This is a genomic window from Spongiivirga sp. MCCC 1A20706, assembly GCF_046524175.1.
In the GTDB taxonomy this organism is placed as follows: domain Bacteria; phylum Bacteroidota; class Bacteroidia; order Flavobacteriales; family Flavobacteriaceae; genus Spongiivirga.
This window is the reverse complement of sequence record NZ_JBEFZF010000003.1, coordinates 531,563-554,074: the sequence shown is the minus strand read 5'-3', so window position 1 is coordinate 554,074 and position 22,512 is coordinate 531,563. Positions and strand designations below refer to the sequence as shown.

General features: G+C 40.3%; 1 protein-coding gene. It reads left to right on the top strand.

Annotated features, from left to right (window positions below; genetic code table 11):
* The first annotated feature begins 8 nt into the window (after nucleotides 1-8).
* Nucleotides 9-22,469, top strand: coding sequence for a Calx-beta domain-containing protein (locus ABN763_RS10330; RefSeq protein ID WP_410485387.1), 22,461 nt, complete (start codon nucleotides 9-11; stop codon nucleotides 22,467-22,469).
* Nucleotides 22,470-22,512: the final 43 nt, after the last annotated feature.

The window sequence follows — 22,512 nt, the reverse complement described above, 5'->3', positions numbered from 1 at the left end:
CGAATACGCTGACCTTTGCTGGGACTAATGGAGAAACAGAAACCTTTACTATTCCAATTATCGATGATAGTTTAGTAGAGCCGAGCGAGAATTTTGTAGTTGATTTAAGTAATGTTGTAAGCGCGGGATCAGTATCTATTAGCGATGCACAAGGAGCGGTTACTATTACGGATAATGATGCAGCAAGCATAGCGATCAATGATGTGACTGTAGCTGAAGCAGCAGGGACAGCAACCTTTACTGTTACTTTAACGGGCGATGTACAAGGCGGTTTTACGGTAGATTATGCAACTGCAGACAACAGTGCTATACAACCAGGAGATTACACCACATCATCAGGAACATTAACGTTTACTGGTACTGATACAGAGACACAGACTTTTACTGTTCCAATCATTGATGATAGTTTAGTAGAGGCTACAGAGAGCTTCTTTGCTAACTTAAGTAGTTTGAGTAATGGTTTGGTAACCATTAGTGATGCTCAAGGAGAGGGTACTATTACTGATAACGACGCGGCTAGCATAGCGATTAATGATGTAACGGTAAGTGAGGCGGCAGGTACAGCAACCTTAACTGTAACTTTAACTGGTAATGTACAAGGCGGTTTCCAGGTGAATTATGCAACGGCAAATGATTCTGCAATAGAGCCGAATGATTATACTGATTCTACCGGAACGTTGACTTTTGCTGGTACAGATACAGAAACGCAGACTTTTACCGTTCCAATTATTGATGATACTGATGTTGAAAGTAGTGAGGACTTCTTTGTTAACCTAAGCGGTATTACAAATGCCTTAGTAACTATTGCAGATAGTCAGGGAGTAGGTACCATCACTGACAATGATACTGCTAGTGTATCCATTGATGATGTAACAGTTTCTGAAAGTGCTGGCACTGCTACTTTCACTGTGACGCTAACAGGTAATGTGCAAGGTGGCTTTACCATTGATTATGCAACCGCAGATAATTCTGCTACCGCTCCTGCGGATTATACAAATACATCAGGTAGTTTGACCTTTACAGGTACTAATAATGAAACGCAAACGATCACTGTACCAATTATAGATGATTTAGTAGTTGGCCCAACAATTGACTATTTCGTGAACTTGAGTAACATCAGCAATACATTAGTAACGGTTGCAGATAATCAAGGTTTAGGTACAATTACTGATGATGATAATGCAAGTGTGTCAATTGATGACGTTACAGTCAATGAAGGTGCTGGAATATTAACCTTTACTGTTACATTAAATAATGCGGTACAAGGTGGATTCGATATTGATTATGCTACTGCACAGAATACGGCATTAGCTGGTACAGATTATACAACGAGTACAGGTACCTTAACATTCGTTGGTACAGCTGGCGAGACTCAAACATTTGATGTGCCAATAACAGATGATAGTTTGGTGGAGTCTACAGAGAGTTTCTTTGCAGATTTGAGCAGCCTTACAAATCCATTGGTTACCATCGCAGATGCACAAGGAGAAGGAACAATTACCGATAACGACGCGGCAAGCATAGCGATTGATGATGTAACGGTAAGTGAGGCAGCAGGTACAGCAACCTTCACCGTAACCTTGACCGGTGATGTACAGGGTGGCTTCCAAGTGAACTATGCGACAGCCGATAATACAGCAACATCTCCTATTGACTATACAAGTACTGGGGGAACATTGACCTTTGCTGGAACCGATGCAGAAACAGTAACTTTTACCGTTCCTATTATAGATGATGCCTTAGTAGGACCAACAGAGGATTTCTTTGTTAACCTAAGTGGTATTACCAATACCTTAGTAACTATTGCTGATAGTCAAGGAGTAGGTACGATTACTGATAATGATAGTGCCAGTATCTCAATTGATGATGTGACAGTTTCGGAAAGTGCGGGTACGGCTACTTTTACCGTAACATTAACCGGAGGTGTAGATGGAAGCTTCACAATAGACTATGCAACAGCAGACAATAGCGCGGTTGCTCCTGCGGATTATACAATTACTACCGGTAGTTTGACTTTTGTCGGTACTAATAATGAGACACAGACCATCACTGTACCAATTATTGATGATTTAGTTGTTGGTCCTACAATTGACTACTTTGTGAACTTGAGTAACATCAGCAATACATTAGTGACGGTTGCAGATAATCAAGGTTTAGGGACGATTACTGATGATGATAATGCTAGTGTATCGATTAATGATGTTACGGTCAATGAAGGCGCTGGAATATTAACCTTTACTGTTACATTAAATAATGCGGTACAAGGTGGATTCGATATTGATTATGCAACTGCACAGAATACGGCATTAGCTGGTACAGATTATACAACGAGTACAGGTACCCTAACATTCGTTGGTACAGCGGGAGAGACACAAACATTTAATGTGCCAATAACAGACGATAGTTTGGTGGAGTCTACAGAGAGTTTCTTTGCAGATTTGAGCAGCCTTACAAATCCATTGGTTACCATCGCGGATGCACAAGGAGAAGGAATAATTACCGACAATGATGCAGCGAGTATAGCGATTGATGATGTAACGGTAAATGAGGCAGCAGGCACTGCAACCTTTACAGTAACCTTGACCGGTGATGTGCAAGGCGGCTTGCAGGTGAACTATGCGACAGCGGATAACACCGCAATTGCCCCAGGTGACTATACCAATACTGCTGGTACACTAACCTTTGTTGGAACAGATACAGAGACACAAACCTTTACGGTACCTATTATCGATGACACTTTGGTAGAACCTTCTGAAACGTTCTTTGCAGGAATCAGTGGTATTACCAATACCTTAGTGACTATTTCTGATAATCAGGGGCAGGCAACTATTACTGATAATGATGCTGCTAGTATAGCAATCAATTCAATTACAGTAAATGAAGCAGTAGGAAACGCGGTTCTTTCAGTTACTTTAACCGGAGATGTACAAGGTAGTTTTACAGTACAATATGATACTGCCGATAACACGGCGATTGCTCCTGGAGATTATACTGCGACTACAGCCGGAACAATAACATTTGTTGGGAATGATGCTGAAGTTCAAACCATAAGCATTCCAATAAGCGATGATATATTAGTTGAGAGCTCTGAAGATTTTACAGTGACCTTATCCAATATTAGTAATGCACTAGTATCTAACGGAACTTCAACAGGTACAGTAACAATCACCGATAATGATAATGCAACCATTGCCATTAACGATGTGACAGTAAATGAGAATGCTGGCACTGCCACTTTTGATGTTACGCTTACTGGTGATGTACAGGGAGGCTTTACAGTAGATTACATAACAGCTGCAAACACTGCTATAGAGAATACGGATTACGATGCTGCTTCAGGTACCTTGACATTTACAGGGACTAACAATGAAGTACAAAGTATTACGGTAACGATTAATGAGGATTCATTGGTTGAACCTACAGAGGATTACTTTGTAAATCTAAGTAACATTAGTGTTGCTGCAGTAACAGCTTCTGATAATCAAGGATTAGGTCAGATTACTGACAATGATGCAGCGAGTATAGCGATTGATGATGTAACAGTAAATGAGGCAGCAGGTACTGCAACCTTTACAGTAACCTTGACCGGTGATGTGCAAGGCAGCTTGCAGGTGAACTATGCGACAGCGGATAACACCGCAATTGCCCCAGGTGACTATACCAATACTGCTGGTACACTAACCTTTGTTGGAACAGATACAGAGACACAAACCTTTACGGTACCTATTATCGATGACACTTTGGTAGAACCTTCTGAAACGTTCTTTGCAGGAATCAGTGGTATTACCAATACCTTAGTGACTATTTCTGATAATCAGGGGCAGGCAACTATTACTGATAATGATGCTGCTAGTATAGCAATCAATTCAATTACAGTAAATGAAGCAGTAGGAAACGCGGTTCTTTCAGTTACTTTAACCGGAGATGTACAAGGTAGTTTTACAGTACAATATGATACTGCCGATAACACGGCGATTGCTCCTGGAGATTATACTGCGACTACAGCCGGAACAATAACATTTGTTGGGAATGATGCTGAAGTTCAAACCATAAGCATTCCAATAAGCGATGATATATTAGTTGAGAGCTCTGAAGATTTTACAGTGACCTTATCCAATATTAGTAATGCACTAGTATCTAACGGAACTTCAACAGGTACAGTAACAATCACCGATAATGATAATGCAACCATTGCCATTAACGATGTGACAGTAAATGAGAATGCTGGCACTGCCACTTTTGATGTTACGCTTACTGGTGATGTACAGGGAGGCTTTACAGTAGATTACATAACAGCTGCAAACACTGCTATAGAGAATACGGATTACGATGCTGCTTCAGGTACCTTGACATTTACAGGGACTAACAATGAAGTACAAAGTATTACGGTAACGATTAATGAGGATTCATTGGTTGAACCTACAGAGGATTACTTTGTAAATCTAAGTAACATTAGTGTTGCTGCAGTAACAGCTTCTGATAATCAAGGATTAGGTCAGATTACTGACAATGATGCAGCGAGTATAGCGATTGATGATGTAACAGTAAATGAGGCAGCAGGTACTGCAACCTTTACAGTAACCTTGACCGGTGATGTGCAAGGCGGCTTCCAGGTTGATTACGATACTGCAAGCGGTAGCGCAATTCAAAATACTGATTTTACTCAATCTAACGGTACCTTGACGTTTGCTGGAACTGATGCTGAAACTCAAACTTTTACAGTTGCTATTGCTGACGACAACCTCGTCGAGCCTACGGAGAACTATGTGGTTAATCTTAGTGGTTTAACAAGTACACTGGTTACCATTTCAGATGCACAAGGTGAAGGTACTATTACGGATAATGATGCGGCAAGTATAGCGATAAACGATATCACTGTAAACGAAGGTGCCGGAACGGCAACCTTAACAGTAACCTTAACGGGTAATACCCAGAGTGGTTTTACCGTTGATTATGCAACTGCAAATAATACTGCAATTGCTCCAGGAGATTATACTGCTAGTACTGGCACATTGACTTTTGTAGGGAATACAGGTGAACAACAAACATTGATTGTGCCTATTGTAAACGATGTTTTAGTAGAAGCAAGTGAAAGTTTGTTTGTAGATCTTTCGGGATTAAACACTGCCTTAGTTACGATATCAGATGCGCAAGGTGAAATTACTATTAACGATAATGACACCGCGACCATTGCCATTAACGATGTGATAGTTGTTGAATCTGCTGGCACTGCCACTTTTGATGTTACCCTTACTGGTGATGTACAGGGAGGCTTTACAGTAGATTACATAACAGCTGCAAACACTGCTATAGAAAATACGGATTACGATGCTGCTTCAGGTACCTTGACATTTACAGGGACTAACAATGAAGTACAAAGTATTACGGTAACGATTAATGAAGATTCATTGGTTGAACCCACAGAGGATTACTTTGTAAATCTAAATAACATTAGTGTTACAGCGGTAACAGCTTCTGATAATCAAGGATTAGGTCAGATTACCGATAATGATGCAGCGAGTATAGCGATTGATGATGTAACGGTAAATGAGGCAGCAGGCACCGCAACCTTTACCGTGACCTTGACAGGAGATGTGCAAGGCGGATTTAGTGTAAATTATGCTACCTCGGGTGTATCTGCTATTCAAAATACGGATTATACTGGTGCGACTGGAACATTGAATTTTGTAGGAACTGATGCTGAAACACAAACATTTACTGTTGCTATTACTGAAGATACTTTAGTAGAAGCAACAGAAACATATTTGACAACCTTAAGTGGGCTATCAACAACTTTAGTAACCATTTCAGATTCGCAAGGTACGGGTACAATCACCGATAATGATGCAGCAAGTATAGCTATTAACGATATAACGGTTAATGAAAACAACGGTACAGCAACAGTTACGGTAACCCTTACCGGAGATGTACAAGGTGGCTTTACGGTGGATTATGATACTGCATCTGGAACAGCCATTCAAGGAACTGATTTTACAGCTTCTTCGGGCACACTTACTTTTACTGGTACTGATACGGAAACACAAACAATTACGATTCCTATTACAAATGATGCACTTACGGAGGGTGATGAAAATTTTGTAGTTGACCTTTCGGGTATCAGTAATGCATTGGTTACGGTGGCTGATAATCAATCGACGGTCACAATTACTGATGATGATGTCGCTAGCATCAGCATCAACGATGTTAACGTGAGTGAGGGCGCCGGTACAGCAACCTTTACTGTTACCTTAACGGGAGATGTTCAGAGTGCATTTAGTGTTAATTATGCTACTTCTGATAATACTGCCGTATCACCATCTGATTTTACTTCATCAAGTGGTACGCTAAACTTTACCGGAACAGATGGAGAAACACAAACGTTTACGGTACCAATTATTGATGATATTTTAGTAGAAAGTAGCGAAAACTTCAATGCGCTATTGAGTGGTATTACCAATCCGCTAGTTACAATTGCCGACGATACAGGAGTAGGAACAATAAGTGACAATGACTCCGCAAATGTGGTAATAGATGATGTCTCAGTTGATGAGGCAGCTGGAACTGCTACCTTTACCGTTACGTTGAGCGCAGCCGTAGCTGGAGGATTTAGCATTGACTATATATCAACAGCAACAACCGCTATTGAAGGGACGGATTATACCGGGGTTGCAGGTACATTAAATTTTGTTGGTACCGCTGGTGAAACACAAACCATATCAGTTACAATTACTGATGACAGCTTGGTTGAGTCGAATGAAGGATATACAATTGACTTAAGTAATATTAGTACGGTTCTTGTATCAATAGATGATTCGCAAGGGGTCGGAACAATTACTGATAACGATGCTGCCAGTATTGTTATAAATGATATCTCTGTAGCCGAGAATGCTGGAAATGCAGTATTCACTGTTACACTGACAGGAGATGTACAAGGCGGGTTTAGTGTGAATTATGCAACAGCTGGAAATACAGCCGCTCAAAATACCGACTTTACAGAAACTACAGGAGCACTGAACTTTGTAGGAACCACTGGTGAAACCCAGACAATCACTATTCCTATAATTGATGATACCTTATTAGAGCCAACTGAAAATTACTTCGTCAACCTAGGCGCTATCTCAAATACCTTGGTGACGATCAACGATCCGCAGGGAGAAGGTACAATCACCGATAATGATGCTGCAAGTATTGCGATAGATGATGTCACGGTAAATGAATCCGCAGGTACTGCTACCTTTACAGTAACCTTAACTGGTGATGTACAAGGTGGTTTTACAGTCGATTATGCCACTGCAACCAATACTGCAGTTCAAGGAACAGACTTTACCGCAGCCACAGGTACGTTAAGCTTTACAGGTACTAATAATGAAACTCAAACATTCATAGTGCCTATTACTAACGATAATCTGTTAGAAGCTGTAGAAACCTATTTTGCAGATCTTTCAAACGTTAGTAATACTAACGTAGTTGTAACAACTGCACAAGGTGTCGGTACTATAACCGATGATGATTCAGCAAGTATAGCAATTGATGACGTCTCGGTAAATGAAGCTGCTGGTACTGCAACATTTACAGTAACACTTACTGGAGATGTACAAGGATCCTTCGATGTTGATTTTGCAACTGCAGATAATACAGCCAATGCTGGTGCAGACTATACCGCGAATACGGGAACCATAACTTTTACCGGAAATGATGCTGAAACGCAAACTATTACAATTACTATTACCGATGATGCCGTAGCAGAATTAGCTGAGACATATTTTGTTAATTTAAGTGGTATTACAAATCCGCTGGTTACAATTGCAGATGCTCAAGGATTGGGTACCATAACTGATAATGATGCTTCAGGAATTGCAATTGATGATGTTACCGTTGATGAAAGTGCAGGTAATGCTATTTTTACGGTAACCCTTACAGGAGCTATTGCCGGAGGATTTAGTGTTGATTATAATACATCTGGAAGTTCGGCATCGCAAGGAGTTGATTATACAGGAGTAAGTGGGACCTTGAATTTTGTAGGAACAGATGCTGAAACACAGCAAATTATTGTTCCAATAACGGAGGATACACTTGATGAAATAGATGAAATATTTAATGTCGATTTAAGCAACGTGAGTACAGGCCTTGTAACAATAAATGATGCACAAGGTGTCGGTACTATAACCGACAATGATACTTCAAGTATCAATATTGCAGATGTAATTGAAGATGAAAATAATGGTACGATTACATTCACTGTCACGCTAACCGGTGATGTGCAGGGCGGATTTGATATCGACTATGCAACTACTGACGGTACGGCTCTAAACCCTGCCGACTATGCTAATACTTCAGGAACATTAAGCTTTGCTGGTACTGACGGCGAAACACAAAGTTTTACAGTTGCAATTGTAGATGATATACTTTTAGAGGCCGATGAAACCTTTACAGTTGACCTTAGTGGTATTACGAATACTTTAGTTACCGTTACAAATAGCCAGGCGACTGGTACGATTACAGACAACGATGCGGCATCACTTTCTATAGATGATATTACAGTCAACGAAGCCGCAGGCACTGCAAACTTTACAATTACCTTAACGGGAGATGTACAAGGTGGCTTTGACATTAATTATGCAACTGCCGACAATACGGCCTTGGCAGGATCAGATTATACTGCAAATACTGGAACAATCACTTTTACTGGAAATGATGCTGAAACGCAGCAAATAACAGTAAATATTACCGATGATACTCTGCTAGAAGCAACTGAGGGCTATTTTGTAAATCTTTCAGGAATTACAAATGCTCTGGTAAACGTAACCAAACCACAAGGTATCGGTACAATAACTGATAATGATGCTGCAACATTAACTATTGATGACGTAACTGTTGATGAAGATGCTGGTATTGCGACATTCACTATTAGCCTAACTGGAGAAGTGCAAGATAGTTTTGTTGTTAGCTATACTACTGCAGATAATAGTGCGACACAACCTGATGATTATACGCTGGTAACTGGTAACCTTAATTTTACAGGTACAAATGGCGAAACAAGAACTGTTTTAGTTCCGATCATTGATGATGTACTGGTTGAAGCTGATGAAACGTATTTTGTAAATATTACCGGAACCACAAATCCACTGGTTGTTGTAGGAGACTCACAGGGACTGGGTACCATTAATGATAATGATGCGGCCTCACTGGCAATCGATGATATTACGGTGAATGAAACTGCTGGAACTGCTGTATTTACGGTAACACTTACCGGTGATGTACAAGGCGCTTTTAGCATTAACTACGCTTCTTCTGGTGTTACAGCTATTGAAAATACAGATTACACTGGTGTCGCTGGCACACTAAATTTTGCTGGTACAGATGGAGAAACCCAAACGATCACGGTTGCAATTACAGACGACTTGCTGGTTGAAGCAAATGAAACCTATAATATTGACCTGTCTGGCATAACAAATGCTTTAATCAGTGTTACAAAATCCCAAGGTGTCGGAACCATCACAGATAATGATTCGGCTTCAATAGCAATCGATGACGTATCAGTTAATGAAGCTGCAGGTACGGCGACCTTTACCGTTACGTTAACCGGTGCAGTTCAGGGAGGATTTGATGTAGACTTTACTACTGCTGATGATACTGCAATAGCCGGATCAGATTATACCGCTAATTCAGGAACGTTATCCTTTACTGGTACTAATAACGAAACCCAAACTATAACGGTTAACATTACAAACGATAATCTATTAGAACCTACTGAGACTTATTTTGTAAATCTCTCAAACATCACAAATACCTTGGTGACCATAAGCGATTCGCAAGGACTAGGTAGTATAACAAACGATGATGCGGCTTCAATAGCAATTAACGATGTAACGGTAAATGAAGCGGCGGGGACAGCTGATTTCACAGTAACATTAACTGGAGATGTTCAAGGTAGTTTTACTATTGATTACCTGACATCACAAAACACTGCCATAGAAAATACAGATTATACCGCTGGTAGTGGTACAATAACATTCACAGGAACTAATGCGGAGACGCAAACCATTTCAATAGCAATTACCGATGATTCATTGTTGGAGAATACAGAAACTTTTAATGTCAATTTAAGTAACATCAGTAATGCTCTGGTAACTTTTAGTGATTCTCAAGGTGAAGGTACAATTACAGATAATGACGCAGCGAGTATAGCCATTGATGATGTTTCAGTGAATGAAGCTGCAGGTACGGCTACTTTTACAGTTACCTTAACCGGATCGGTTCAAGGTGGATTTACAGCAAATTACACTACTGCTGATGATACAGCGATTGCAGGAGCCGATTATACAGCTACAACAGGAACGCTCACATTTGTTGGTACTGATACAGAAACGCAAACAATTACTGTCGCCATTGCAGATGATAATTTGGTAGAGCCTTCCGAGGATTACTTTGTGAATATTACTTCAGTAAGCAATGTTCTGGTAACTATTGCAGATAATCAGGGATTAGGTACTATTACTGATAATGATGCTGCATCTGTGGTGATTGATGATGTAACTGTTGCGGAGGATGCCGGAACGGCAACCTTTACGGTAACTTTAACAGGAGATGTTCAAGGTGGATTTGATATTAATTACGCCACTGCAGATGATAGCGCGATTGCTGGGTCTGATTATACCGCAACATCTGGTACACTTAACTTTACTGGGACTAACGGTGAAACGCAAACTATAACCGTATCAATTACCGATGATGTGTTATTAGAGGCTACTGAGACCTATTTCGTTAATCTTTCAGGAATTACAAATACGCTGGTTACTGTTTCCGATTCCCAAGGTTTGGGAACAATCACAGATAATGATGCGGCAAGTCTGGCAATTGATGATGTTGTAGTAAATGAAAATGCTGGTACTGCTACATTTACGGTAACTTTAACAGGTGATGTACAGAATAGCTTTACAGTTAATTATGCAACTGCTTCAGGAACGGCAATTCAGGATACCGATTATACAGGTACTACAGGAACATTAAATTTCACGGGTACTACAGGAGAAACACAAACCATCACTATTGCTATTGCCGATGATACTTTGGTGGAATTAGCTGAAAATTATTTTGTGGACCTAAGTGGTGTTAGCAATGCACTTGTCACATTGGCCGATGCTAGGGGTGAAGGTACTATCACCGATGATGATGCCGCAAGTATTAGTATTAATGACGTTTCAGTAAATGAAGCAGCGGGTACAGCTACCTTTAATGTTACACTAACAGGAGATGTTCAAGGTGCTTTCACTGTAGGGTATCAAACAGCTGATAATACTGCAATAGCTGGTGCTGATTATTCGAATACAACAGGGACACTTAATTTCACAGGAAACAACGGTGAAATAAGAACAGTTACTGTTGTAATTATAGACGATAGTTTGGTAGAGCCAACTGAAGATTATTTCGTCAATTTAGTTTCTGTGAGTAATGCATTGGTAACCATTGCAGATAATCAAGGACTAGGTACCATTACAGACAATGATAACGCTACTGTTGCTATTGACGATGTGACAGTATCAGAGGGGGCCGGTACAGCAACCTTTACGGTCACTTTAACTGGTGATGTACAGGGTGGATTCGATATTGACTATGCTTCGGCAGATGATACTGCTCTTGCGGGATCTGATTATACAGCTGTAACCAATACTCTTACGTTTGTAGGAACAAATAACGAAACACAAACGATTACAGTTCCTATTACTGAAGATACGTTGTTGGAAGATCTTGAAACTTATTTTATAAACTTAAGTGGCATTACAAATACATTAGTTACTGTTACCGATGCACAAGGACTTGGTAGTATTACAAATAATGATGCTGCATCATTGGCGATTAATGACATCACAGTAGATGAAGCAATAGGTAACGCTACCTTAACTGTTACATTAACAGGAGATGTTCAAGGTAGTTTTTCAATAGATTATGCCACTGCCTCAAACAATGCAATTGAGGATACCGATTATACAGGTACTTCGGGAACATTAACTTTTGTTGGTAATGATGCTGAGACACAAACAATTCTTATTCCAATTACGGATGATAGCTTATTAGAGAGCACAGAATCTTTCTTTGTTAATCTAAGTACATTAACAAATCCTCTAGTGACCCTTGCCGATGCACAAGGAGAAGTAACCATTACTGATAATGATCTTTCCGGAATAAGTATTGATGATGTTTCTGTGGCTGAAGATGCTGGGGTTGCGACGTTTACAGTGACATTAACTGGAGCGGTTCAAGGAGGCTTTACGGTAGATTGGGCAACAGCAGATAACACGGCAATTGCACCTGGTGATTACGTTACTGACAATAATACCTTAACCTTCGTCGGAACCGATGGTGAAACGCAAACAATTACAATCACCATTAATGAAGATACTTTTGTTGAATTCAGCGAAGACTACTTCGTTAACTTATCAAATATCAGCAATGCCTTAGTCAATATTACCAAGCCTCAAGGAGTTGGGACTATTACTGATAATGATGCCGCAAATCTTGTAATTAATGATGTTTCTGTAGATGAAGATGCAGGTAATGCCGTATTTACTGTAACACTTTCTGGAAGTGATGTGCCTGGAGGATTCAATGTGCAATACGATACAGCAGACGGTACAGCGGTAGCACCAGGTGATTATACAGCAGCAGTTGCTGGAGTAGTGACATTTGCTGGTACAGATGGCGAAACGCAGACAATCACAATTCCAATACAAGATGATAGTTTGGTAGAAAGCACTGAAGATTATACCGTTAATTTATCCAATGTGTCAACAGTGTTGGTTACAATAAATGATGGTACTGGTCTAGGTGAAATTGTAGATAATGATAATGCAAGTATCGCTATTAATGATGTAACCGTTAATGAAGCAGCTGGCACGGCGGTATATGAAGTACTGTTAACCGGGGCAGTACAAGGCGGCTTTACGGTTAACTATGCTACAGCAGATAACACAGCTACTGATCCGGCAGATTACACAGCGCAATCGGGTACGCTAACCTTCGTCGGAACTAATTTTGAAATTCAGACCATTACAGTTCCAATTATTGATGACAATCTGTTAGAAGCTACTGAAAGTTTCTTTACTAATCTAAGTGCTATTAGTAATACATTAGTGACTATTAGCGACGCACAAGGAATTACAAGAATTACAGATAACGATACAGCAGGTATTGATATAAACAGTATCACTGTCAATGAAAATGCAGGTACAGCGCAGTTCGATGTTACATTAACAGGAAACGTACAAGGTGGTTTCACGGTTAATTATAGTACAACAAATGACACGGCAATACAACCTGACGATTATACACAGGCTACAGGTACGTTAACCTTCACAGGAAACGATACCGAGGTGCAAAGCTTTACAGTACCTATTATAGACGATGCTGTTCTTGAAAATTCAGAAGATTTCTTCGCCAACTTGACTGGTATTAGTAATGCTTTAGTAGATATTAATACAGCTCAGGGTACCGGGACGATAACTGATAATGATACTGCTACCATTAGTATCAATGACGTATCTGTTGCAGAAGATGCCGGTACTGCGGTATTTACAGCAACCTTAAATGGTGCTGTACAAGGCGGAGTCGATGTCGATTTTGCAGCAGCAGATATAACCGCGGTAAGTCCAGGTGACTATTCATTAACCGCAGGAACCATTTCATTTACAGGTACAAATGGCGAAACACAAACAATTACAGTTACTATTAATGATGATACATTAGTTGAACCTACAGAAACTTATAATGTAGACCTCAGTAATCCTTCCAACCCACTAGTGACCTTTACAGATAACCAGGGGTTAGGTACTATTACTGATAATGATGTAGCCAGCGTAGCAATTAATGATATTACAATTGCGGAAGATGGAGTAACAGCAACTTTAACTGTTACACTTACGGGCGATGTGCAGGGTGGTTTTGATATTGATTTCCAAACAACAGATAATACTGCGGTGGCTCCTGGCGACTTTACTGCAACTACGGGTACACTTAATTTTACAGGAACTGATGGTGAAACAGCAACGATTGATGTAACGATTATTGATGATACCCTCTTAGAATCTCCAGAAAGTCTATTTGTTGATTTAAGTGGTATTACCAATACCTTAGTGACTGTAAGTGACTCTCAAGGAGAAATAACGATTACAGATAATGATGCGGCAAGTATTGCAATTAACTCAATAACTGTCGATGAGGCAATAGGCAATGCAGTACTGAGCATTACATTAACCGGAGATGTACAAGGAAGCTTTACGGTAGAATATGATACTGCGGATAATACAGCGGTAGCACCAGGCGACTACACAGCGGCAGTTAGCGGAGTGCTTACTTTTACAGGAAACGACGCGGAGGTTCAAACAATTAGCATTCCTATTACGGACGACTTATTATTAGAAAGTACAGAGGATTTAACAGTAACCCTGTCAAACTTAAGTAATGCATTGGTGGGTAATCCTTCCCCAACAGGAACAGTTACGATTACTGACAATGATAATGCGGAAGTAAATATCAATAATGTCACAGTTAATGAAGCTGCAGGTACAGCTACCTTTGACGTAACCTTAACTGGAGCTGTACAAGGAGGTTTTGATATTGACTTCGCTGGTGCTAATGGTACAGCGACTGATCCTGATGATTTCGGATTAACAAACGGTACGTTGTCCTTTACTGGAACCGATGGAGAAATACAACAAATTACAGTATCGATTGTAGATGACAGTTTGTTAGAGCCTACCGAGGAATACACAATTACCTTAAGCAATATTACCAATACATTAGTGGTAATTAATACGGCAACAGGCACAGGAACCATTACGGATAATGATACCGCTAGTATTGCGATTAATGATGTTACTGTCGATGAAGATGCAGGAACCGCGACGCTTAATGTAACTCTAACTGGTGATGTACAAGGTAACTTCGCTGTAAACTATGCAACCGCTGATAATACGGCAGTACAGCCAGGGGATTATACCACTAGCACGGGAATATTAAACTTCGTAGGGACAGATGGCGAAGTACAGCCTTTTACCATACCAATTATTGATGATAATCTCTTAGAAAGTGTAGAAGACTTTGTAGCGAATCTTAGCGGAATTACTAATGCATTGGTTACAATATCTGATGCCTCCGGAACGGTTACAATAAATGACAATGATGCAGCTTCGCTAGCCATTAATGATGTATCGGTGGCAGAAGATGCGGGAATAGCAACGTTTACTGTTACCTTAACTGGAAATGTACAAGGAGCCTTTACAGTCGACTATCAAACAGCTCAAATTACGGCTGTCGAAAATACAGATTATACCGCATCTGTCGGAACATTAAATTTCACCGGAACCAATGCTGAGACCAGAACATTTGTTGTGCCTATTCTAGAAGACACTCTGGTAGAGCCAACCGAAGATTATTTTGCAAATCTTATTTCAGTAAGCAACACCTTAATAACCTTCAGCGATGCACAAGGTCTTGGTTCAATTACTGACAACGATAATGCTGAGGTAGACATCGATAGTGTGACAGTTGACGAAGATGCTGGTACTGCAACCTTTACAGTTACCCTTACAGGTGATGTACAAGGCGGATTTGATATCGATTTTGCAACTGCCGATGGAACTGCTGTTCAGCCGGGAGATTACACGACAACGAATGGTACATTATCCTTTGCAGGAACTGATGGTGAGACACAAACCATTACAGTTACTATAATAGATGATCTATTAGTTGAACCGAATGAAGATTATACTGTAACCATTAGTAATATTAGCAATACATTGGTTACAATTGATACTGCTGTTGGTACTGGTATCATTACAGACCAGGATAATGCCTCGGTAGTAATAGATGATGTAATTGTAGCAGAAAATGCGGGTACGGCAACCTTTACAGTTAGTTTAACAGGAGCAGTTCAAGGAGGATTTACCCTAGACTATTTAACGGCAGAAGATACTGCGATTCAAAATACGGATTATGATGCGGCTTCGGGCACACTAACGTTTGCAGGTACTGATGGAGAAACACAAACCATCACTGTAAATATTACAGATGATACCTTGTTAGAGCCAGATGAAACCTACTTTGTCGATTTAGCTTCTATATCGAATCCATTGGTGATGGTTCTTGATGCACAAGGTTTAGGAACAATTACGAATGATGATGTGGCGAGTATTGCAATCAACGATCAAGTTGTTGATGAAGATGCGGGAACAGCAACCTTTACAGTTACACTAACTGGTGATGTGCAAAACGGATTTACCATCGATTATGCTTCAGCAGATAATAGCGCTATACAAGGTACGGATTATGATGCAGTATCTGGTACTCTTACATTTACCGGAACAACAGGTGAAGCGTTGGATATTACGGTAAATATTACTGATGATACCTTGTTAGAACCAACAGAGGATTATTTCATAAACCTTTTAAATATTTCGAATACCAATGTTACGATAACAGATGGTCAAGGTCTTGGAACAATTATCGATAACGACGCTGCTGTATTAGGTATCGCAGGTCCAGTTACAGTGAATGAAGCTGCAGGTACGGCTACATTTATAGTAACATTAACCGGAGATGTGCAAGGTAGTTTTGATGTTGACTATGCAACCGCTGATGGTACAGCCCTGGCGGGATCAGATTATACGGCTGCCGCGGGCACTTTAACCTTTGCCGGGACTGACGGAGAACAACAGCTTATAACTGTAAACATTACCGATGATGCCTTAGTAGAGCCTACTGAAGATTATACGGTAACCATAAGCAATGTCTCGAATGCATTAATAGGTCTGGGTACAACAGTATCAACAGGAAATATCGCTGATAACGATACCGCAGATCTAAGTATAGATGACGTATCTGTTGACGAAGCAGCAGGAACGGCAACCTTTACGGTGACATTGACAGGTGGAGTACAAGATCCGTTTACTATTGATTATGCTACAAGTAATGGTACTGCGGTTGAACCGTCTGATTATACTGCAAATACGGGAACACTTAATTTCACGGGTACAGATGGAGAAACACAGACCATCACAATCACTATTATTGATGACGCAATTCTTGAAACTACAGAGGACTATTTCGTAACCCTTTCTGGAATTTCTACCCCATTAGTAAACGTTGCTGATGCTTCTGGTCTTGGTGAGATTACTAATAACGATGCTGCAAGCTTGGCTATTAACGATGTAACGGTTGCGGAAGATGCAGGTGTGGCCATATTTGAAGTAACGCTTACTGGAGGAGTACAAGGCAGTTTTACTGTGGATTACGCAACAGCAGGAGGCACGGCTATTCAGGATACGGATTATACTGGAACAACGGGCACACTTACATTTACAGGAACAGATGCGGAAGTTCAAACAATTACTGTTCCGATAATCGATGACAATGTGCTAGAACCGCTTGAAAACTATGTAGTGGATTTAGTATCGGTAAGCAATACGGACATCACCTTTAGCGATGCACAGGGAGATGGTGGTATTACGAATAACGACGTTGCAAGTATTGATATTACAAACATAACGGTAAATGAGGCTGATGGTAATGCTACTTTCGATGTAACCCTAACAGGAAATGTTCAAGATGGCTTTACAATTGACTACGCTACAATAGGAAATACGGCAACACTGGGAACTGATTTTAATGCATCAGCAGGGACATTAACTTTTGTAGGAAACGATGCCGAAGTACTTCAAATTACGGTACCAATTATAGACGATCTTATAGTAGAACCAACCGAAGACTATACCGTTAATTTATCGAATATTAGTAATACTGCAGTGACTATTACAAATGCAGCTGCTACCGGACAGATATTAGATAATGACAACGCATCAATTGCAATTAATGACATTACAGTAAACGAAGCTGACGGCACTGCAACCCTTGTAATCACATTAACCGGCGGAGTACAGGGCGGACTAACAGTAGATTTCGCTACGGCAGATAATAGTGCTGTATCTCCAGCTGATTTTGGAGCAGTCTCAGGAACTGCAACCTTTGTCGGAACAGATGGCGAAACACAAAATGTAACCGTTACAATTGTAGATGATGTTGATCCTGAAAACACGGAGTCATTATTTATAAACTTGAGTAACCTAAGTACACCATTAGTTACAATTGCCGATGCTTCAGGTGAGATTACTATTATTGACACTGATATTGCAGTGAATCCGGATATTGAAAGTACGAATGAAGATACTCCTGTTGATATTGCAGTATTAGATAATGATCTTTTCGCAACCGATGATACGGTAGTCGTTACTTCAACAACATCACCGGCAAACGGTACCGTGGTTATTAATCCTGATGGCACCATAACCTATACACCTGCGGGAGATTATACAGGTATCGACACATTTGACTATACCGTAACAGTAACACATCCTGATAGTAGCACATCAACAGGTACAGCTACAATTACTGTGAATGTACTTACGCAGCCAGATGTTGTTCCAGATATTATAGTCGTTGCTGAGGATGATACTGTCACTTTCAATCCGTTAGACAACGATCTTTATACGGGCAGTACTGCAGCTATAACAGCAGTTGGAGTGAATACAGCTCCGGCAAACGGATCTGTAGTGTTAAATGGTGATGGTACAGTAACCTATACTCCTGATCCTGATTATTTTGGTACAGATATCTATAGCTATACAGTAACAGTTACAAACCCTGATAGTAGTACAACGACGGAAACAACAATTGTAACAGTTACGATCAACCAGATAAATGATGCAATAGACGATACTGTCACTACGGATGAAGATACTCCGATCAATTTTGATTCTTTTGTCAATGATACTTTCGATCCGACTACTACCATTGACAATGTGGTAATTACCGGACCAACTAACGGAACCGTGGTAGTTGAGTTGGATGGTACATTTACCTATACTCCAGATCCAGATTATAACGGCCCTGATGCATTCATTTATGAGGTAACCGCTACAAATAGTAACGGATTTACATTTACTGAGTCAGCAACGGTTAATATCAATGTAACTCCAGTCGTCGATGCAATTGATGATCTAGTGGTGACAGATGAGGATGTTGCCGTTAATTTCGATCCGTTGGCAAACGATACATTTACATCAACAAACATTAGTATTACAAATGTTACAAGTCCACAAAATGGTACGGTGACCGTTGAACCAGATGGAACCTTAACATATACGCCAACACCGGATTTTGATGGAACTGATACCTTCGACTATACAGTAACCGTAGTAAATGCAGATTTAAGTACAACGACTGAAACAGCAACAGTTACCGTTACTGTAAATCCAGTTCAGGATGCCTTCGATGATAACAGAACGATGGATGAGGACACAGGTCCATTGAATATCGATGTGCTTACAAACGATACATATAATCCTATTTCGAGAATATTCGTTTCATCAACAACAACACCATCTAACGGAACGGTAACGATAAATCCGGATAATACAGTTGATTATACACCGAATGCTGACTTTAACGGTCTAGATCAATTTGACTATACTGTTACGCTGGCAATAAATGGTGTAGTGGTAACTACCGAAACAGCAACAGTATTTATTACAGTAAATCCAGTTCAGGATTCATTCGATGATACAGCAACTACTGACGAGGATACTCCGGTAACTATAGATGTATTGGCTAACGATACCTATGATTCAGGAACGAATCTTGCGGTTACATCGACGACAAGTCCTGCAAACGGAACAGTTACAATTAACGCGGATAATACGGTTACATATACACCAAATTCAGACTTTAACGGTACCGATACTTTTGATTATGTAGTTACGGTAACAAACGCCGATTTCAGTACAACAACTGAAACAGCTACGGTAACAATTACGGTAAATCCTGTGGCAGATACTGTTGATGATACAGCAACTACAGATGAGGATGTTCCGGTCACAATAGATGTGTTGGCTAATGATACCTTTGGTTCAGGAACCAACCTTGCGGTTACCTCAACCACAACACCGGCAAATGGTACAGTAACAATCAATGGTGATAATACAGTAACCTATACTCCGGATGCCGACTTTAACGGAACGGATTCATTTGATTATGAAGTAACCGTAACCAACGCAGATGCGACAACAACTACTGAAACTGCAACGGTAACTATTACTGTAAATCCTGTGGCCGATGCAATTGATGACACAGCCACTACCCCTGAAGATACTGCTGTAAATATTGATGTATTAGCCAATGACACATTTACAAGCACAAATATTGCTGTGACGGCTACTACTACACCAGCGAATGGTACAGTGACGATTAATGCGGATAATACAGTTACCTATACGCCAAATGCAGACTTCAATGGTACTGATACCTTTGATTACACCGTGACGGTAACAAATGGTGATGGTAGTACATCAACAGAAACAGCTACTGTAACGGTGGATGTGACTCCTGTTGACGATGCTATTGATGATAATGCAACTACTGACGAGGATACTCCGGTAACTATAGATGTATTGGCCAATGACACCTTTACAAATACTAATATTGCAGTAACGTCGACAACAAGTCCTGCCAATGGTACTGCAACCATTAATCCGGATAATACAATTACCTATACGCCAGGGCCTGATTTCAGTGGGACTGATACATTTACCTATGAAGTGACAGTAACCAATGCGGATGGTTCTCAAACTACCGAAACTGCTGTGGTAACTATTACAGTAAATCCAATTCCTGATGCCATTGATGATACGGCTTCAACCGATGAAGATACAACAGCTACCATTGATGTATTAGCCAATGATACCTTCATTAATACGAACATTGCTGTGACTAATGTAACAACACCGACATATGGGGTAGTTACAATAAATGCGGATAACACAATTACCTATGTGCCAGAAGCAGATTTCGTAGGAACCGATACCTTCGATTATGAAGTAACAATAACCTTTGCTGATGGTAGCACAGAAACGGACACCGCTACAGTAACAATCACCGTGAATCCAATTCAAGATGTAGAAGATGATACAGCGACTACCGATTTTGAAACCCCAGTAACTATTGATGTGTTAGCAAACGATACCTTTGAAGGAACAAGCATCGCTGTGACTGCGGTATCCACTCCTGCAAATGGTTCAGTTGTAATAAATTCAGACAATACAGTTACCTATACACCAAATACCAATTTCTTTGGGACTGATACCTTTACGTATACCGTAACAGTAACCCATTCTGATGGTTCGACTAATACAGAAACCGCTACAGTAACAATTACCGTTAACGAACAGCTTATTGACGCCATTGATGATACTAATGCCATATTAGCTGATGGTCCTAATGGTCAAATCGCTATTCTTAATGTATTGGATAACGATATCTTGGGTACAGGTGCTCCTACTACAGCTGAGGTGACTATTACTGTAATCACTCCGGATCCTGATGGCGTATTAACACTCAATCCTGATGGCACGGTTGATGTAGCCGCAGGAACTCCAACCGGAATTTATACCATCGAGTATCAAATTTGTGAGATTATTAATCCGACAAATTGTGATACGGCTATCGTGATTATTGCAGTTGATGGAGATAACGACGGTGATGGAATCTACGATTCAATCGATCTTGATGATGATAACGATGGTATTCCAGATGATGTAGAAGAAGGAGGCACACCTGGTAGAGATACCGACGGTGATGGTATTCCTGATATCTACGATTTAGATTCGGATGGTGATGGAGTACTCGATATCTATGAAGCAGGTCATGATGGAGTAGATGCAGATGGTGATGGTACAGTAGATGGGCCATATGGAACAAATGGATTAGCAGATTCAATTGAAACAAGTCCTGACAGCGATAACATTGATTACAACGTACAAGATACAGATGGTGATGGCGAATTTGACTTCCAGGATATAGATGATGATGGTGATGATGTTGATACCATTTTTGAGGGAGCTGACCCTGACGGTGATGGTAATCCAAATACGGGTGATACACAGGATACAGATGGCGATGGAATACCTGATTATCTCGATAATGATGATGATGGTGATGCCATTGCGACGATTGATGAAAACCCGGATCCGAATGATGACGGTAATCCTGACGATGCATTTGACGCTGATGGTGATGGCATTCCTGATTATTTAGAGCCAAACAATGCGAATTTGGAAGAGGAAGTTGAGGTGTATAATGTAATTACACCAAATGGTGATGGTGATCATGATCGATTGATAATCCGTAACCTTGAAGAATACCCTAACAACACACTAACCATTTTTAACCGATGGGGTGTTGAAGTATTCAAGTCTCAGGGTTATGGCCAAGACGGCCGTTTCTTTACAGGGGTTTCTGAAGGTCGTGTAACAGTACAACAGCAAAGAGAATTACCTGTAGGTACATATTATTACATATTAACCTACGTTAAAGACTCTGGAGAAGAAGTGAAGAAAGCTGGATATATTTATATTCAACGATAAATACAATATCAACCCACAAGGGTTTGAAATATTAAAAATAACT